This is a genomic window from Solicola agrisoli (assembly GCF_049059935.1).
GTDB lineage: Bacteria > Actinomycetota > Actinomycetes > Propionibacteriales > Nocardioidaceae > JAURVT01.
Genome location: NZ_JBMGQR010000028.1, coordinates 33,559 through 48,575, shown reverse-complemented (window position 1 = coordinate 48,575; position 15,017 = coordinate 33,559). Strand labels below are relative to the sequence as shown.

Genomic DNA, 15,017 nt, shown 5'->3' with positions numbered 1-15,017 from the left:
CGTCGGGCAGCAGGTGGTGGCCCTCGACCAGCTGGCCGGGCGCGAACAGCCCGCCGGGCCAGGTGAGGTCGACGGGGTGGTCGCGCAGCCACGGGTCGCCCATGCAGGCCTCCATCAGGGCGGCGAAGAACGCCGACTTCGCCTCCACGACCGACTCGCCGGGCATGACGCCGTAGCGGCCCTCCACGACGCAGCGGTCGGGCACGGTGCTCGCCCAGTCGCCGGCGCTGATCGTGCCCACCGAGATGGGCCACGGCAGGTCGAGGTGCGCGAACAGCGGGTGGCTGTCGGCGTTGCGGTGCCGCTCGAGGTCGTGCAGCGCGCGGTGCAGGACCTCGAACTTCTCGATCGCGCTGACGCCCGCCAGCCGCGTCGACCCGTGCGTCGAGGCGCCCTGGATGCCGATGCGGAACGTCAGCGAGCCGGCGTTCGCCGCGACGACCTCGCGGGCGGTGGGCTCGGCGATGACGCACATGTCGCCGGTGTGGCCGCGCTGGAGCGTGCCGTAGGTGCCGAGGCCGCCGTCCTCCTCGCCGATGACGGTGTGCACCGCGAGCGAGCGGCGCAGCGGCACCTTCGCGGCCTTGAGCGCCGCGACCGCGCCGATGATCGCGGCGACGCCGCCCTTCATGTCGTTGGCACCGCGGCCCCACCACTGCCCGCCGTCGAGGCGCAGCGTGAAGGGGTCGTGGTTGGGCCACAGCTCGAGGTCGCCGGGAGGGACGACGTCGACGTGGCCGTTCAGGACGAGCGCGGGCCACGGGTCGTCGTCGCTGGCGGAGTCCTTGGCCCACCACGACCCGACGCAGCCCCACGCCTCCTCGCGCTCGGTCTCCATGCCCGGGAACTCGGGGTCCTGACGGGCGGCGGCGAGGTCGATCGGCCAGTGGTCGACGTCGAGACCGAGCTCGCCGAGACGCCCGGCGCACCACTGCTGCACGTCGTTCTCGGCGTCCGTGCCGTCGACGCTCGGGTAGGACACGAGCGTCGCGAGGTCGGCGGCGATCTGCGCCTCGTCGATCGCGTCGAGGACGCGTGCGGCGAGGTCGCTCGTCTCGGTGGGGTCGCTCATGCGGCCAGTCTGCCGCAGCCCGCGGGTTTGATCCGCAGGGGGATTCACGCGAGGATCACCGGACATTCCTCCCCGGACGCCGACGAAGGAGCCCGCCCGGCATGAGCCAGGACGCCTCGCCCCAGACCGACGAGACCAGCGGCCCGCCGCGGTGGAAGGTGATCGGGCCCGGCCTGGTGGTCGCGGCGACGGGCGTCGGCGCGGCCGACCTCGTCGCGACGCTCGTCGCCGGTGCCAACTACGGCTACACGCTGCTGTGGGTGGCCGTGCTGGGCGCGATCCTCAAGGTGATCCTGGTCGAGGGAGCCGGACGCTACTCCCTGGCCACCGGCCGCACGATCTTCGAGGGCTGGCGCAGCCTCGGGCCGTGGACCACCTGGTACTTCGCCCCGTACATCGTCATCTGGGGCTTCGTCTACGGCGCGACGGCGATGTCGTCGTCCGCGCTGCCGATCGTCACCCTGTTCCCCGACCTGTCGTTGCGGGTGGTCGCGATCGTCTCGGGCCTGCTCGGGCTCGCGCTGGTGTGGTTCGGCAGCTACGCGACCTTCGAGAAGGTCATCACCGTCTTCGTCGGCATCATGTTCGTCACCGTGATCGGCGCGGCGATCGTCGCCGTCCCGAACCTCGGTGAGATCGTGCTCGGCTTCCGGCCGATCATCCCGGGCGGCTCGTTGATCTACGTCCTCGGCCTGGCCGGCGGCGTCGGCGGCACGATCACCCTGGCGGCGTACGGCTACTGGCTGCGCGAGAAGGGCTGGTCGACGCCGCGCTACATGAAGGTGATGCGCCTCGACAACGGCGTCGCGTACGGCATGACCGGGCTGTTCGTCGTCGCGATGCTGGTCGTCGGGGCCGAGCTGCTGTTCTCGGCCAACATCGCCGTCGCCACCGGCGACCGCGGCCTGCTCGACCTCGCCGACGTGCTGCAGGACCGCTACGGCCAGTGGTTCGGCACGCTGTTCCTGGTGGGGTTCTGGGCGTCGTCGTTCTCGTCGCTGATCGGCGTGTGGAGCGGCGTCAGCCTGATGTTCGCCGACTACGTGGGCAACCTGAAGGGCCTGGAGTCCGGCCACCCCGACACGCGCACGGGTGGCAAGTACTTCCGCTGGTACATGCTCTGGCTGACGATCCCGCCGATGGGCCTGCTGTTCCTCGACCAGCCCGTCGGGCTCGTCCTCGCCTACGGCGTGCTCGGCGCGTTCTTCATGCCGTTCCTGGCCGTCACGCTCCTGCTGCTGCTCAACCGCCGCAAGGACGGCGCCCTGCCCCACACCGAGGTGCCCCGCGAGCACCGCAACGGCTGGCTGTCCAACTCGCTGATGGGCCTGTGCGCCGCGCTGTTCATCGCGCTCGCGGTCAACGAGCTGCGCAAGCTGCTCGTCCCCTACCTGCCCTTCCTGGGCTGACGCCGTGGGAGTCGTGGGCCTGCTGCTCGCCGCCGGCGCGGGGCGTCGGATGGGACGGCCCAAGGCGCTCGTCGAGGGCGCGGACGGCACGCCGTGGGCGGTGTCGGCCTCGCGCGCGCTCGCCGAGGGCGGTTGCGAGCCCGTCGTCGTGGTGGTGGGCGCGGACGCCGCGACGGTGTGCGGGCTGCTGACGCACGAGCCCGTCTCGCTCGTGGAGTCGCCCCACTGGGACGAGGGCATGGGCGCGTCGCTGCGCGCCGGGCTCGAGCACCTGGTGCGCTCGGGGTGCGACGCCGACGCGGCGCTGGTGCACCTGGTCGACCTGCCCGACGTCGGCGCGGACGTCGTGGCGCGCGTCGTCGAGCACGCCTCGCCCGCCTCGCTGGCCCGGGCGTCGTTCGCGACGTCGGGCCCCGGTCACCCCGTGCTGCTCGGCCGCGAGCACTGGCGGGGCGTCCTGGCCTCGGCCGACGGCGACCGCGGTGCGCGCGACTACCTCGGGGCGCACGACGTCACCGAGGTGGACTGCTCCGACCTCGCGAGCGGCGTCGACGTCGACACGCCCCCGTCGACCTGACGACCTAGGGTGGCCGTGTGATCGACGCGACATCCCCCGAGGACGTGGCCCAACGGCTCCAGGCGAGCGGCTACCTCGCCGACGACGGCCTCTCGACCGTCACCTACCTGGCGCTGGCGATGCAGCGCCCGCTGCTGCTGGAGGGCGAGCCCGGCACCGGCAAGACCGCGCTCGCCGAGGCGGTGGCGGCGTCCGCGGGCGTGCCGCTGATCCGGCTGCAGTGCTACGAGGGCATCGACGCGAGCCAGGCCCTCTACGACTGGGACTTCACCCGGCAGATCCTGCACCTGCGCACGCTCGAGGCCACCCACGGCGTCGACGAGGGGCAGGGCACCGACGACGTCGAGGCCTCCCTGTTCGACGAGCGCTACCTGCTGGCCCGCCCGATCCTGCGGGCGCTGCGCGAGGCGCCCGCGGTCCTGCTCGTCGACGAGATCGACCGCGCCGACGACGAGTTCGAGGCGTTCCTGCTCGAGGTGCTGTCGACGTACCGCGTCACGATCCCCGAGCTCGGCACGATCGAGGCCGGCACGCCGCCGGTCGTGGTCCTCACGTCCAACCGCACCCGCGAGCTGCACGACGCCTTGAAGCGCCGCTGCCTCTACCACTGGATCGACCACCCGGGCCTGCAGCGCGAGGTCGAGATCGTCCGGGCGAGGCTGCCGGAGGTGTCGCAGGCGCTGGCCGAGCAGGTCGTCACCACCGTGCAGCACCTGCGTGCCGCCGAGGACATGCTCAAGCCGCCCGGCGTCGCCGAGACGCTCGACTGGGCGCGGGCCCTGCACCAGCTGGGCCGCACCGAGATGGACCTGGAGTCCGCCGCCGCCACCATCGGCGCGGTCTGCAAGTACCGCGAGGACACCGACCGCGTCCGCGTCGCCCTGGACCGGATGCTCGCGTCGTGATCGACGACGGTGCCGCCGGGAACGACGCCGACGAGGTCCTCGTCGCGTTCTGCCACGCGCTGCGCGCCGCCGCCGTCGACGTCACCCTCGACCGCACGCAGTCGTTCCTCACCGCCGTCGCGTGCGTCGGCGCCGGTGACCGGGAGGCGGTGTACTGGGCCGGACGCGCCACGCTGCTCGCGGGGCCGGACGACCTCCGCGCCTACGACCGCGCGTTCGACACCTGGTTCGCCGACGAGCACCCGCGCACCCGTCCGAGCCGCCCCGCGCCGCGCGTCGTCCAGCAGGCCGACCTCGGCGACAGCGAGGCCGAGGGGGAGTCCGACGGCGACGACCGCACCGTCGCGATGATCGCGAGCGACGAGGACGCGCTCAAGCACCGCGACGTCGCCACGCTGTCGACCGCCGAGCGCAAGCGGCTCGCCAGGATGTTCGCCCGCCTGGAGGTGCACCCGCCCACGCGTCGCAGCCCCCGCCGCGGGCCCCACCGGCGCGGTGACGTCGACCCGTCCCGCACCCTGCGCGACCAGCTGCGTCGCGGCGGCGAGCCCGGCCCGCTCAAGCACCGCCGACGACGCACGCGCCCGCGTCGCGTGGTGCTGCTGATCGACGTGTCGGGATCGATGGAGCCGTACGCCGACAGCCTGCTGCGCCTGGCCCACCAGATGGTGGCCGCGGCGCCCCGCAGCACCGAGGTCTTCACGCTCGGCACCCGGCTCACCCGCGTCACCGGGGCCATGCGGCTGCGCGACCCCGAACGGGCGCTCGCCGCGGCGGGCGAGGTCGTGCCCGACTGGTCCGGCGGCACCCGCCTCGGTGAGGTGCTGGGCGCCTTCGTCGACCGCTGGGGCCAGCGCGGCATGGCCCGCGGCGCCGTCGTCGTCATCGCGAGCGACGGCTGGGAGCGGGGCGACCCCGAGCTGCTCGGTCGCCAGGTGCAGCGCCTCCAGCGCCTCGGCCACCGCGTCGTCTGGTCCAACCCCCACCGCGGCAAGGTCGGCTACGCCCCCGTCCAGGGCGGCATCGCCGCGGCGCTGCCGTTCGTCGACGCCTTCGTGGCCGGGCACTCCATGGCGGCGTTCGCGGCCGTCGCCGAGGTCGTCGGGCGCGACTGAGACGCCTCAGTGCCGCGCCCGCACCACCAGGACGTCGTGGTCGGTGTACCGGGCGGCGACCACGGTGCCGGTGGCGCGTCCACGCGAGCGGTGCACGTACGCGTGCTGGATGCCGGGTGCCTGGGTGGCGGCGGCGTCGTCGAGGGTGGTGAAGCCCCGCGGGGCGCAGCTCGGGCGACGGTTGACGTCGCCGGCGAACCACACCCGCTCGCCCGCCCGGGCCCGACGCTCGAGCACGCGCCCGAGCTCGACGCACTGCGCCTCGTTGGCGGCCGCGGGCTCCCCGGCGCCGGCCGTGCTGAGGTGGGTGACGCAGGTCGTGCGTCGGTGCGAGGTCGTCGCGCACGCCCAGCGCCGCTCCTCCACGCCGGCCTGCGCCTCGTAGGCACGGTCCTCCCAGGCCACCACGGGGTCGCGCGTCAGCACGGCGTTGCCGAACACGCCGCGCCCGGTGGGGGTGCGGCACTCCAGCGGCGCCCCGCGGTAGAGGACGGTCGAGAAGCGGGCGTGCAGGCCGGTGCGCCGGGCCACGGACGCGACGTCGCCGCTGCACGCCTCGTTGAGCGTGACGGCGTCGGCCCGCGCCTGGTCGATGCGGGCGACGGCCTCGTCCAGGACGGCCGGGTACGCCGTGCGTCCGAAGCAGCCGGCCAGGCCCGACAGGCACAGGTTCATCTGCACCAGGGTCGAGCCGGGCCGGTGCTCGGGACGGTCCTCCGGGCGGGGGTGCGCCCCGGCCGGCGCGGCCACGGTGCCGAGCAGGAGGAGCGTCGCGACGAGGGCGAGGAGGTGGCGGGTCGGGATCACGCCGCGACGCTAGGGAGCGCCGGTGAACGCCGGACGGGGCCGAGGTGAACAGGACGAGGAGGTCCAGGTCACACCGGCGCGTAGGCTGACGGCGTGCGAGACGTGATGCCCGAGATCCTGCGCACCTGGCGCGACGGCGGCACCGCCGGCGTGGCCACGGTGGTCCAGACGTTCCGCTCCGCCCCGCGCCCGGCCGGCGCGTCGATGGTGGTCTCGCCCGCGGGCGAGGCCGCGGGGTCGGTGTCGGGCGGGTGCGTCGAGGGCGCGGTCTACGAGCTGTCGCAGGAGGTCGTCGCCGACGGCACCCCGGTGCTGCAGCGCTACGGCGTCAGCGACGACGACGCGTTCGCCGTCGGGCTCACGTGCGGCGGCATCCTCGACGTCTTCGTCGAGCCGGTCTCGCAGGAGACGTTCCCCGAGCTCGGGGCGATCGCCGACGACGTCGAGGCCGGGGTGGCCGTCGCCGTCGCCACGGTGGTCGCCCACCCCGACCCGGCCTGGGTCGGGCGACGCCTCGTCGTCCGCGGCGACCGCGTCGAGGGCGAGATGGGCTCCGAGCGGGCCGACCACGCCGTCGCCGACGACGTCCGCGGGCTGCTCGCCGCCGGACGCAACGCCGTGCTCACCTACGGCCCCGACGGCCAGCGCCGCGGCGAGGGCATGCAGGTCTTCGTCGCGTCCTACGCCCCCAAGCCGCGGATGATCGTGTTCGGCGCGATCGACTTCGCCGCCGCCGTCGCCCGGCAGGGCGTGTTCCTCGGCTACCACGTGACGGTGTGCGACGCGCGTCCCGTGTTCGCCACGAAGGCCCGGTTCCCCGACGCCGACGAGGTGGTCGTCGCGTGGCCGCACCGATACCTGCAGGAGCAGGCCGACGTGAAGGCTCTGGACGAGCGCACCGTGCTCTGCGTGCTCACCCACGACCCCAAGTTCGACGTGCCGCTGCTCGAGGTGGCCCTGCGACTGCCCGACGACCAGCGGCCCGCGTTCGTCGGCGCCATGGGCTCGCGCCGCACCCACGACGACCGCCTGGCACGACTCCGCGAGGCCGGCCTCGCCGAGGACGAGATCGACCGGCTGTCGAGCCCCGTCGGCCTCGACCTCGGTGCCCGCACGCCCGAGGAGACCGCGGTCTCCATCGCCGCCGAGATCATCGCGCTGCGGTGGGGCGGGCAGGGCAACCGCCTCAGCGAGCGCGACGGCCGCATCCACCACGAGGAGCCGGCACCCCTCCCGCAGACCTGAAGAGTCTCAAGGTTGACCGCAGAGATCATCAGGTCCCTGGGCGGCCGGGACGTCCGAACCCAGGATGGTGCCGAACGACGCACGACTCGGCCGGCGTCGACTCGGGGAGGACGACATGAAGAAGTTCCGCTGCGGGGACGTGGTCCCCGGCTGCACCGCTCGCTTCACCGGGACCGAGGACGAGATCCTCACGCAGGTGGCCCACCACGCCGCGCGCGACCACGGGTTGAGCGTCGTGCCCGACCACGTCGTCACCGCCGTGCGCGGGGCGATGCAGCCGCTGTGACCGCCCGGGCCGTGCCCCCGACGACGGCGCCCGACCCGCTCGCCGCCGTCCTCGCGCTCTGCGACGACCCCGGGCTGCTGCGGCTGGTGGTCCAGCCCGTCGTCGACCTCGCGTCCGGTGCCGTCGCGGGCTGGGAGGCGTTGTCGCGCGCGCCGACCGCGTGGGGCATCGGCCCGGAGCCGATCTTCGAGGCCGCCCGCGAGCACGGCCTGTCGAGCCGGCTCGAGTCCGTCGTGGTCCGGCGCGCGCTCGACCTGCTCGACCGGCTGCCCGACGACACGTTCCTCACCGTGAACGTCGACCCGCTCGACGTCGGCGTCCCCGAGGTGATGGACCCGATGCTCGACCGGCACTGCCTGGCCCGCCTGGTCGTCGAGGTCACCGAGCACGCGTGGCCGGACGACCGCGAGCGCGTCACCAAGGGCCTGGACGCCCTGCGGTCGCGCGGCGCACTGATCGCGGCCGACGACGTGGGCGCGGGGTACGCCAGCCTCAACCAGCTGATGCGCCTGCGCCCGCAGATCGTCAAGCTCGACAAGGAGCTCATCGCCGACCTCGGCCACGACCCCGCGGCCGAGGCGATGGTCCGCTCGCTCGGCCACCTGTGCGGCACCCTCGACGCCTGGGTGGTCGCCGAGGGCGTCGAGACGGTCGCCCAGCTCGACGCGCTGGTGCGCCTCGGCGTCCCGCTCGCCCAGGGCTGGCTGCTCGGCCGCCCCGCCGCGCCGTGGGTGGGCCTCGACGACCCCGCGACGATCGCGGACCGCGTGGTCACCGGGCACTCGGCCGACTCGCTCGCCGCGCTCATGCTCCCGGTGGACGAGGGGTTCCGCCGCGACGACCTCGGACGCTGGCGCAGCGACGACCACCTCGACCCGGTGACGACCTTCGCCCCGACGACGACCCTGCGCGAGGCCGTGGACCGCGCCGTGGCCCGCCGGCCCGAGCAGCGGTGGTCGCCGCTGCTGGTCACCGACGCCGCCGGTCGTGCGGTCGGCGTGGTGCTGCTCGAGACGCTGCTCGCCGCCGCGCTCGACCGCACGCCGTCGGAGGACTGACGCCGCGGTCGGCGGCCGGGTCACGCGCCCGCGGCAGATTTGCCTACTTCTGGCGCCCCTATTTTCACCTGCGGCTGCGGTGGGCGCGTGACGCCGCGGATGCGGCTGCAACGTTGCTGCAACGATTGTGGCGGCCGTCACACCCCGGTAGTCAGGAGGGACGAGGTCCACGGGACGTCCGTGCTGTCCTCGACCCCTCACGACAGTCGGGAGACACGATGGCGAACAAGCCGATCAGCGTCACGGTCGATCAGGTCACCTACGAGGACGACGTCGAGCCGCGCACGCTGCTCGTCCAGTACCTCCGCGAGCAGCTCGGGAAGACCGGGACGCTCATCGGGTGCGACACCACGAACTGCGGCGCCTGCACCGTGCACCTCGACGGACAGAGCGTCAAGTCGTGCACGATGTTCGCGGTCCAGGCCGACGGCCACGACGTGACGACGATCGAGGGCCTGGCCCAGGACGGTGAGCTGCACCCGATGCAGACGGCGTTCCACGAGAAGCACGCGCTCCAGTGCGGCTTCTGCACCCCCGGCATGATCATGCAGTCGATCGCGCTGCTCCAGGAGAACCCGAACCCCACCGAGCAGGAGGTGCGGGACGGCCTCGAGGGCAACCTGTGCCGCTGCACGGGCTACCAGAACATCGTCGCGGCCGTGCAGGCCGCCGCCGGCGCCACGGCGTCCGCCACCCACAGCGAGGAGGGGGCGGCATGACCGTCACCGAGATCGGCAGCGCCCGGCTCCGCAAGGAGGACCAGCGCCTCATCACCGGCCGCACCCGCTACACCGACAACATGACGCTGCCCGGCATGCTCCACATCGCCTGCGTGCGCAGCCCCTTCGCCCACGCCACCATCACCGCGATCGACGTCAGCGAGGCCAAGGCGTCCCCGGGCGTCGTCAGCGTCCTGACCGGCGCCGACCTCGCCGACGAGCAGGGCAGCCTGCCGTGTGCGTGGCCCATCACCGAGGACCAGAAGGCCCCGCCGCACCCGGCCGTCGCCGTCGACCACGTCGCCTTCGCCGGCGAGATCGTGGCCGTGGTGGTCGCCCGCACGGCGGCCCAGGCCCGTGACGCCGTCGAGCTCGTCGACGTCGACTACGACGAGCTGCCGGTCGTCCTCGGCCTGGAGGACGCGCTCACCGACACGGTGCTGGCGCACCCGTCGCTCGGCACCAACAAGTCCGCCACCTGGGTCTTCGACTCCGCCGAGGCGGGCACCGGCACCGACGTCGACCAGGCGCTCGCCGGGTCCGACGTCGTCGTGGAGCGCACCTACACCCAGCAGCGGCTGATCCCGGCGTTCATGGAGCCGCGCTCGACGCTCGTCGACCCCACCGGCGACCAGATCGTCATGTGGTCGGCCACCCAGGTGCCGCACATCCTGCGCCTGATGCTGGCGATGACGCTCGGCATCCCCGAGGGCAAGGTCCGCGTGATCGCGCCCGACGTCGGCGGCGGGTTCGGCGGCAAGCTGCAGGTGACGCCCGAGGAGGTCGTGACGCTGCTCGCGGCCCGCCGCCTCGGCAAGCCCGTCAAGCTCACCGAGACCCGCAGCGAGTCGCTGATGGCCGCCCACCACGGCCGCGCGCAGCTGCAGCGGCTCAAGATCGGCGCCACCAAGGACGGCATCGTCACCGGTCTCAGCGTCGACCTGCTGGCCGACATGGGCGCCTACCTCGGCCTGGTGACGCCGGGCGTCCCGGTGCTCGGCGCGTTCATGTTCAACTCGATCTACAAGTTCCCGGCCTACCGGTTCTCGACCACGAACCTGTTCACCAACAAGACCTGGACCGACGCCTACCGCGGCGCGGGCCGTCCCGAGGCCACGTTCGGCATCGAGCGCCTGATGGACGACCTCGCCGCCGAGCTGGGCATGGACCCGCTCGAGCTGCGCGAGAAGAACTGGATCAAGCACGAGGAGTTCCCGTTCACCACGGTCGCGGGCCTGGAGTACGACACCGGCAACTACGAGGCCGCCACGGCCAAGGCGCTCGAGCTGTTCGGGTACGACGAGCTGCGCGCGGAGCAGAAGCAGCGCCGTGAGTCCGGCGACCGCGTCCAGCTGGGCATCGGCATCTCGACGTTCACCGAGATGTGCGGCCTGGCGCCGTCGCGCGTCCTCGGCTCGCTCAACTACGGCGCCGGCGGCTGGGAGCACGCCACCGTCCGGATGCTGCCCACGGGCTCGGTCGAGGTCGTCACGGGCGCCAGCGCCCACGGCCAGGGCCACGAGACGGCGTTCAGCCAGATCGTCGCCGACCGGCTCGGCGTCCCGTTCGACAACATCGAGGTGCTGCACGGCGACACGGCCAGCTCGCACAAGGGCCTGGACACCTACGGCTCGCGCTCGCTGGTCGTCGGCGGCATGGCCATCGTGGCCGCCGCAGACAAGGTGATCGAGAAGGCCAAGGCCGTCGCCGCGCACATGATGGAGGCCAACCCCGACGACGTCGAGTTCGCCGGCGGCGACTTCACGGTCAAGGGCACCGACGCGTCGGTCAACATCGCGCAGACGGCGCTCGCGGTCTTCGCCGCGCACGACCTGCCCGACGGGATGGAGCCCAGCCTGGACTCCGACGCCACCTTCGACCCCGAGAACTTCAACTACCCGCACGGCACCCACCTGGCGGCGATGGAGGTCGACACCGAGACCGGTGAGGTGACGCTCCGCAAGTACGTCTGCGTCGACGACATCGGCAACGTCGTCAACCCGCTGATCGTGGAGGGCCAGGTGCACGGCGGGCTGGTGCAGGGCATCGCGCAGGCCCTGTTCGAGGAGGCCGTCCACGACGACGCCGGCACGCTCGTGTCGGGCTCGTTCGTCGACTACCTGGTGCCGAGCGCGGCCGACCTGCCGTCGTTCATCACCGACCGCACCGAGACCCCGGCGACGACCAACGCGCTCGGCGTCAAGGGCGTCGGCGAGGCCGGCACCATCGCCTCGACCCCGGCGATCGTCAACGGCGTGATCGACGCCGTCCGCCACCTGGGCGTCGAGGACATCCTGATGCCGTGCTCCCCGCACCGCGTCTGGACGGCGATCAACAACGCCGGCAAGGGCGGCCTGGCGGCCAAGGGCGGCGGCGCCGAGTCGGCCGTCCCCGAGACCACCAGCCCCGAGCAGGCCGCGAGCGGCTCCAACTCCAGTGGCTCCCTCCCGACAGGAGACGTGCAGTGATCCCCACCAAGTTCGAGTACGAGGCGCCCACGAGCGTCGAGGACGCGATCCGACTGCTCGGCCAGGCCGGTGACGAGGGCAAGATCCTCGCCGGCGGCATGAGCCTGATCCCCGTGCTCAAGCTGCGGCTCGCCGGGCCCGAGGTCCTGATCGACCTCGGGAAGATCGAGGACCTGCGCGGCATCCGCGAGGACGGCGACGCGCTGGTGATCGGGGCCATGACGCCGCACCACCTCGTCGCGCACGACCCGCTGGTCGAGCAGCACGCCGGTCTGATCGCGGCGGCGAGCAAGACCGTCGCCGACCCCCAGGTGCGGCACCGCGGCACCTTCGGCGGCGGGCTCGTCCACGCCGACCCGGCCGGCGACCTGCCGGCGCCGGCGCTCGCGATGGGGGCGGAGTTCGTCGTCGCCGGACCGGGCGGCACCCGCACCGTGCCGGCGTCGGAGTTCTTCGTCGACCTGTTCACCACGGCGGTGGGGGAGGACGAGATCCTCACCCACGTGCGCATCCCCAAGCACACCGGCTGGGGCTCGAGCTACAAGAAGTTCACCCGGGTCGCGCAGCAGTGGTCGATCGTCGCGGTCGGCGCCACCGTCCGCGTCGAGGGCGGCACGATCGCCGAGGCGCAGATCGGGCTCACCAACATGGGCTCGACGCCGATCCGCGCGAACGCCGTGGAGCAGGCGCTCGTCGGGGTCTCGCTGGACGAGGCCGCGGTCGCCGAGGCCACGGCGTCGGTCGCCGAGGGCACCACCCCGCCGTCGGACACCAACGGCGACGCCGACTACCGCCGTCACCTCGCGGGCGTCCTGACCAAGCGTGCGGTGCTCACCGCCGCGGGCGCCTGAGGGGAGCGGGAGTGGACCTGAGCCACACGTTCACCGTGCCGGCCTCCGTCGAGGAGACCTGGGCGGCGTTCAACGACCTCGAGGGCATCGCGCCCTGCTTCCCCGGCGCCGTCCTCACGGGCGTCGACGGGGACGAGTTCACCGGCACCGTCAAGGTCAAGCTCGGGCCGATCGCCCTGCAGTACGGGGGCACCGGCAAGTTCCTCGAGCGCGACGAGGCCAACCGGCGCGCGGTCATCGAGGCCAAGGGCAAGGACAAGCGGGGCAACGGCACCGCCGGCGCCACCGTCGTCGCCCAGCTGAGCGCCGACGGCGAGGGCACCAAGGTCGAGGTGACCACCGACCTCGCGGTCACCGGCAAGCCCGCGCAGTTCGGACGCGGGGTGATGCAGGACGTCAGCGACAAGCTGCTCGGCCGGTTCGTCGACTGCATCGCGACCAAGCTGGGCCCGGACGCCGAGCCCGAGCCCGAGCCCGCCCCGGCGGCCTCGGCCGCGGCGCCCGACAGCGGGGCCCCGACGCCCGGGGACGGGCCGGCCGCGACCGCCCCGCCCACCGGGCCGCAGGGCGGGGGGCAGCGTCGTGCGACGCCGCCGCCGCGCGAGGCCGAGGAGATCGACCTCGGTGCGACGGTGCTCCCGGTGCTGCTCAAGCGCTACGGGGTCCCGGCGGGGATCGGGCTCGTCGTGCTCCTGGTGCTGGTGCGTCTGGTCAGGCGCTGACGTCGGCGGGGTGCTCGTTCGGTCGTTTGCTTGAAGGTGGCCTGCATCACACCTAGGCTCGGCCCATGGCGAGCGCCCCGCCGCACGAGCTCGCGTTCCCGCACGGTTCCGACCCGGACCAGCTGGCACGCGCGCTCAGCCACGCCCACGACCTCTTCGTCGAGACCGGGGCCACCAGCACCGGGCTGCGCGACGTCGTCGTCGAGTCGTGGCGGCGGTGCCTGTCCGAGGGCGTCGACCCCGAGTCGGCGCCGGCCGACGTCGACCTCGACGAGGCGGCGCTCGAGGCCGTCCGCGCGGGGCACCCGTTGTCCGCGACGATGCCGCTGATCCGCCGGCTCCTCGTCGAGAGCGCCACCGAGGCCGGCCTGCTCGTGGCCGTCAGCGACTCCGTCGGACGGCTGCTGTGGGTGGAGGGGTCGTCGTCGCTGCGCTCGCGCGCCGAGGGCATGACCTTCCTGCCCGGGGCCAACTGGAGCGAGGCCCGCGCGGGCACCAACGCGCCGGGCACCGCGCTCGCGCTCGACCGTCCCGTCCAGATCTTCGGCGCCGAGCACCTGGCGCGGCCCGTCACGCCGTGGAGCTGCTCGGCCGCGCCGATCCACGACCCCGACACCGGTGCCATCCTCGGCGTCCTCGACCTCACCGGCGGGCCGGAGGTGGCGGCCCCGCAGAGCCTCTCGCTGGTCCGGGCCACCGTCGCCGCGGTGGAGTCCGAGCTGCGTATCGGCAGCCTGATGCGTCACCGCCTCGACACCCCGGGCGGGTCGAGCGGCGCGCCGCGTCCCACGCCGCCGAGCACCCTGCGCGTCCTCGGCGCACGGTCGGCGCTGCTCGGCCACGGCTCCAGCGCGTCCCGGCTCAGCCTGCGGCACAGCGAGATGCTGCTGCTGCTCGCGTCGGCCCCCGACGGGCTGTCGTCGGCCGAGCTCGCCGTCCAGCTCAGCGAGGTCGACCACGCGCCGGTCACCGTCCGCGCCGAGCTGTCGCGCCTGCGGTCGCTGATCAAGCCGCTGCACATGCAGTCCCGTCCCTACCGCCTGGCCGGCACGCTGCGCACCGACGCCGACGCCGTGCGCGAGTCCCTGCGCCACGGCCAGCTGCGCCAAGCCGTCAGCGAGTACCGCGGCCCCGTCCTCCCACACTCCCAGGCACCCGGCGTCGTCCGGTTGCGGCGCTCGCTGCACGACGAGCTGCGCGCGGTCCTGGTCGACCGGGGTGACCCCGACGCCCTCCTCGGCTTCGCCGACACCGAGCACGGCCGCGACGACCTCGAGCTGTGGCAGGCCGTCCTCGCCTCCATGCCCGCGTCGTCCCCCCGCCGCTCCCAGGTGCTCGCCCACCTCGCCCGCCTCGACGCCGACCTCACCTGACCCTCGGCTCCCGTCCGGCGGTGGCTCACCCACCACCCGAGCTGGACGGCGGTGTCCTACCCACCACCACTGGGCTCGAGGTCGTGGGCCCGACACCGACGGTGGTCGCTGAGCCACCGGGGCGCGCGTCGTCGTGGGCGTGCCAGGGCGCGACGAGGGTGCGCGGGGTCGCCCGCCGCCGACCGGTGCGGGCGGTGGGCGACCCACGACCCGCGGCGCCTCACCCACCACGTCGCGACCGGAGGTGGTGGGTGGGGCACCTTCGGGCCGGCGGGGTGGTGGGTGAGGCACCGCCGGGGCGTGACGCCGGTCACCTCGGTGCAACGGCTGCGCAACGGTCGGGCAACCGGGCGGCAACGGGGACGGTCCTAGCGTCGACGACCAGGACCGGGCACCGGGCCCGGCATCGT

At 73.7% G+C, this 15,017-nt stretch carries 14 protein-coding genes; 12 read left to right on the top strand and 2 right to left on the bottom strand.

Translation table 11 applies throughout. From position 1 onward, the window contains the following. The coding region (locus tag ACI6PP_RS11910; RefSeq protein WP_421111803.1) for a M20/M25/M40 family metallo-hydrolase at positions 1-1,072 on the bottom strand (1,072 nt) is incomplete at its 3' end. Between the two features lie 101 nt (positions 1,073-1,173). Between ACI6PP_RS11910 and ACI6PP_RS11905 the strand changes: the two genes are divergently transcribed. From ACI6PP_RS11905 to ACI6PP_RS11890, 4 genes are read left to right on the top strand one after another with little or no spacing between them, the layout of a single operon-like run. After that, positions 1,174-2,481: an Nramp family divalent metal transporter gene (locus tag ACI6PP_RS11905; protein WP_421111802.1), complete on the top strand. Its 1,308-nt coding sequence runs from the start codon at positions 1,174-1,176 to the stop codon at positions 2,479-2,481. 4 nt (positions 2,482-2,485) lie between these two features. Further along, positions 2,486-3,058: a nucleotidyltransferase family protein gene (locus tag ACI6PP_RS11900; protein ID WP_421111801.1), complete on the top strand. Its 573-nt coding sequence runs from the start codon at positions 2,486-2,488 to the stop codon at positions 3,056-3,058. Positions 3,059-3,075: 17 nt separating this feature from the next. Then, positions 3,076-3,963, top strand: a complete 888-nt coding sequence (locus ACI6PP_RS11895; RefSeq protein ID WP_421111800.1) for an AAA family ATPase — start codon at positions 3,076-3,078, stop codon at positions 3,961-3,963. After that, on the top strand, positions 3,960-5,078 hold the full coding sequence (locus ACI6PP_RS11890) for a vWA domain-containing protein (protein ID WP_421111799.1): 1,119 nt from the start codon (positions 3,960-3,962) through the stop codon (positions 5,076-5,078). The genes ACI6PP_RS11895 and ACI6PP_RS11890 overlap by 4 nt, the downstream gene beginning before the upstream one ends. 6 nt (positions 5,079-5,084) lie before the next feature. Here the strand turns inward: ACI6PP_RS11890 and ACI6PP_RS11885 are convergent, their stop codons facing one another. Then, positions 5,085-5,885: an endonuclease/exonuclease/phosphatase family protein gene (locus ACI6PP_RS11885; protein ID WP_421111798.1), complete on the bottom strand. Its 801-nt coding sequence runs from the start codon at positions 5,883-5,885 to the stop codon at positions 5,085-5,087. A gap of 93 nt (positions 5,886-5,978) precedes the next feature. Here ACI6PP_RS11885 and ACI6PP_RS11880 point away from each other — a divergent pair, with 93 nt between their 5' ends. From ACI6PP_RS11880 to ACI6PP_RS11845, 8 genes are all read left to right on the top strand, one after another. Beyond that, positions 5,979-7,130 (top strand): XdhC family protein, encoded by a 1,152-nt coding sequence (locus tag ACI6PP_RS11880; RefSeq protein ID WP_421111797.1) that lies wholly within the window; start codon positions 5,979-5,981, stop codon positions 7,128-7,130. Positions 7,131-7,245: 115 nt separating this feature from the next. Beyond that, positions 7,246-7,416, top strand: a complete 171-nt coding sequence (locus ACI6PP_RS11875; protein ID WP_421111796.1) for a DUF1059 domain-containing protein — start codon at positions 7,246-7,248, stop codon at positions 7,414-7,416. 11 nt (positions 7,417-7,427) lie between these two features. Beyond that, entirely contained in the window at positions 7,428-8,474 is a 1,047-nt protein-coding gene (locus tag ACI6PP_RS11870; RefSeq protein ID WP_421111795.1) for an EAL domain-containing protein, read from the top strand. Positions 8,475-8,692: 218 nt separating this feature from the next. Beyond that, positions 8,693-9,193, top strand: coding sequence for a (2Fe-2S)-binding protein (locus ACI6PP_RS11865; protein ID WP_421111794.1), 501 nt, complete (start codon positions 8,693-8,695; stop codon positions 9,191-9,193). Continuing rightward, on the top strand, positions 9,190-11,661 hold the full coding sequence (locus tag ACI6PP_RS11860; protein ID WP_421111793.1) for a xanthine dehydrogenase family protein molybdopterin-binding subunit: 2,472 nt from the start codon (positions 9,190-9,192) through the stop codon (positions 11,659-11,661). Before ACI6PP_RS11865 ends, ACI6PP_RS11860 begins: the two co-directional genes overlap by 4 nt. After that, positions 11,658-12,512 (top strand): FAD binding domain-containing protein, encoded by an 855-nt coding sequence (locus ACI6PP_RS11855; protein WP_421111792.1) that lies wholly within the window; start codon positions 11,658-11,660, stop codon positions 12,510-12,512. Before ACI6PP_RS11860 ends, ACI6PP_RS11855 begins: the two co-directional genes overlap by 4 nt. An 11-nt stretch (positions 12,513-12,523) precedes the next feature. Next, positions 12,524-13,234 (top strand): SRPBCC family protein, encoded by a 711-nt coding sequence (locus tag ACI6PP_RS11850; protein ID WP_421111791.1) that lies wholly within the window; start codon positions 12,524-12,526, stop codon positions 13,232-13,234. A gap of 65 nt (positions 13,235-13,299) precedes the next feature. Next, entirely contained in the window at positions 13,300-14,607 is a 1,308-nt protein-coding gene (locus ACI6PP_RS11845) for a sigma-54-dependent transcriptional regulator family protein (RefSeq protein WP_421111790.1), read from the top strand. The last annotated feature ends 410 nt before the right edge of the window (positions 14,608-15,017 follow it).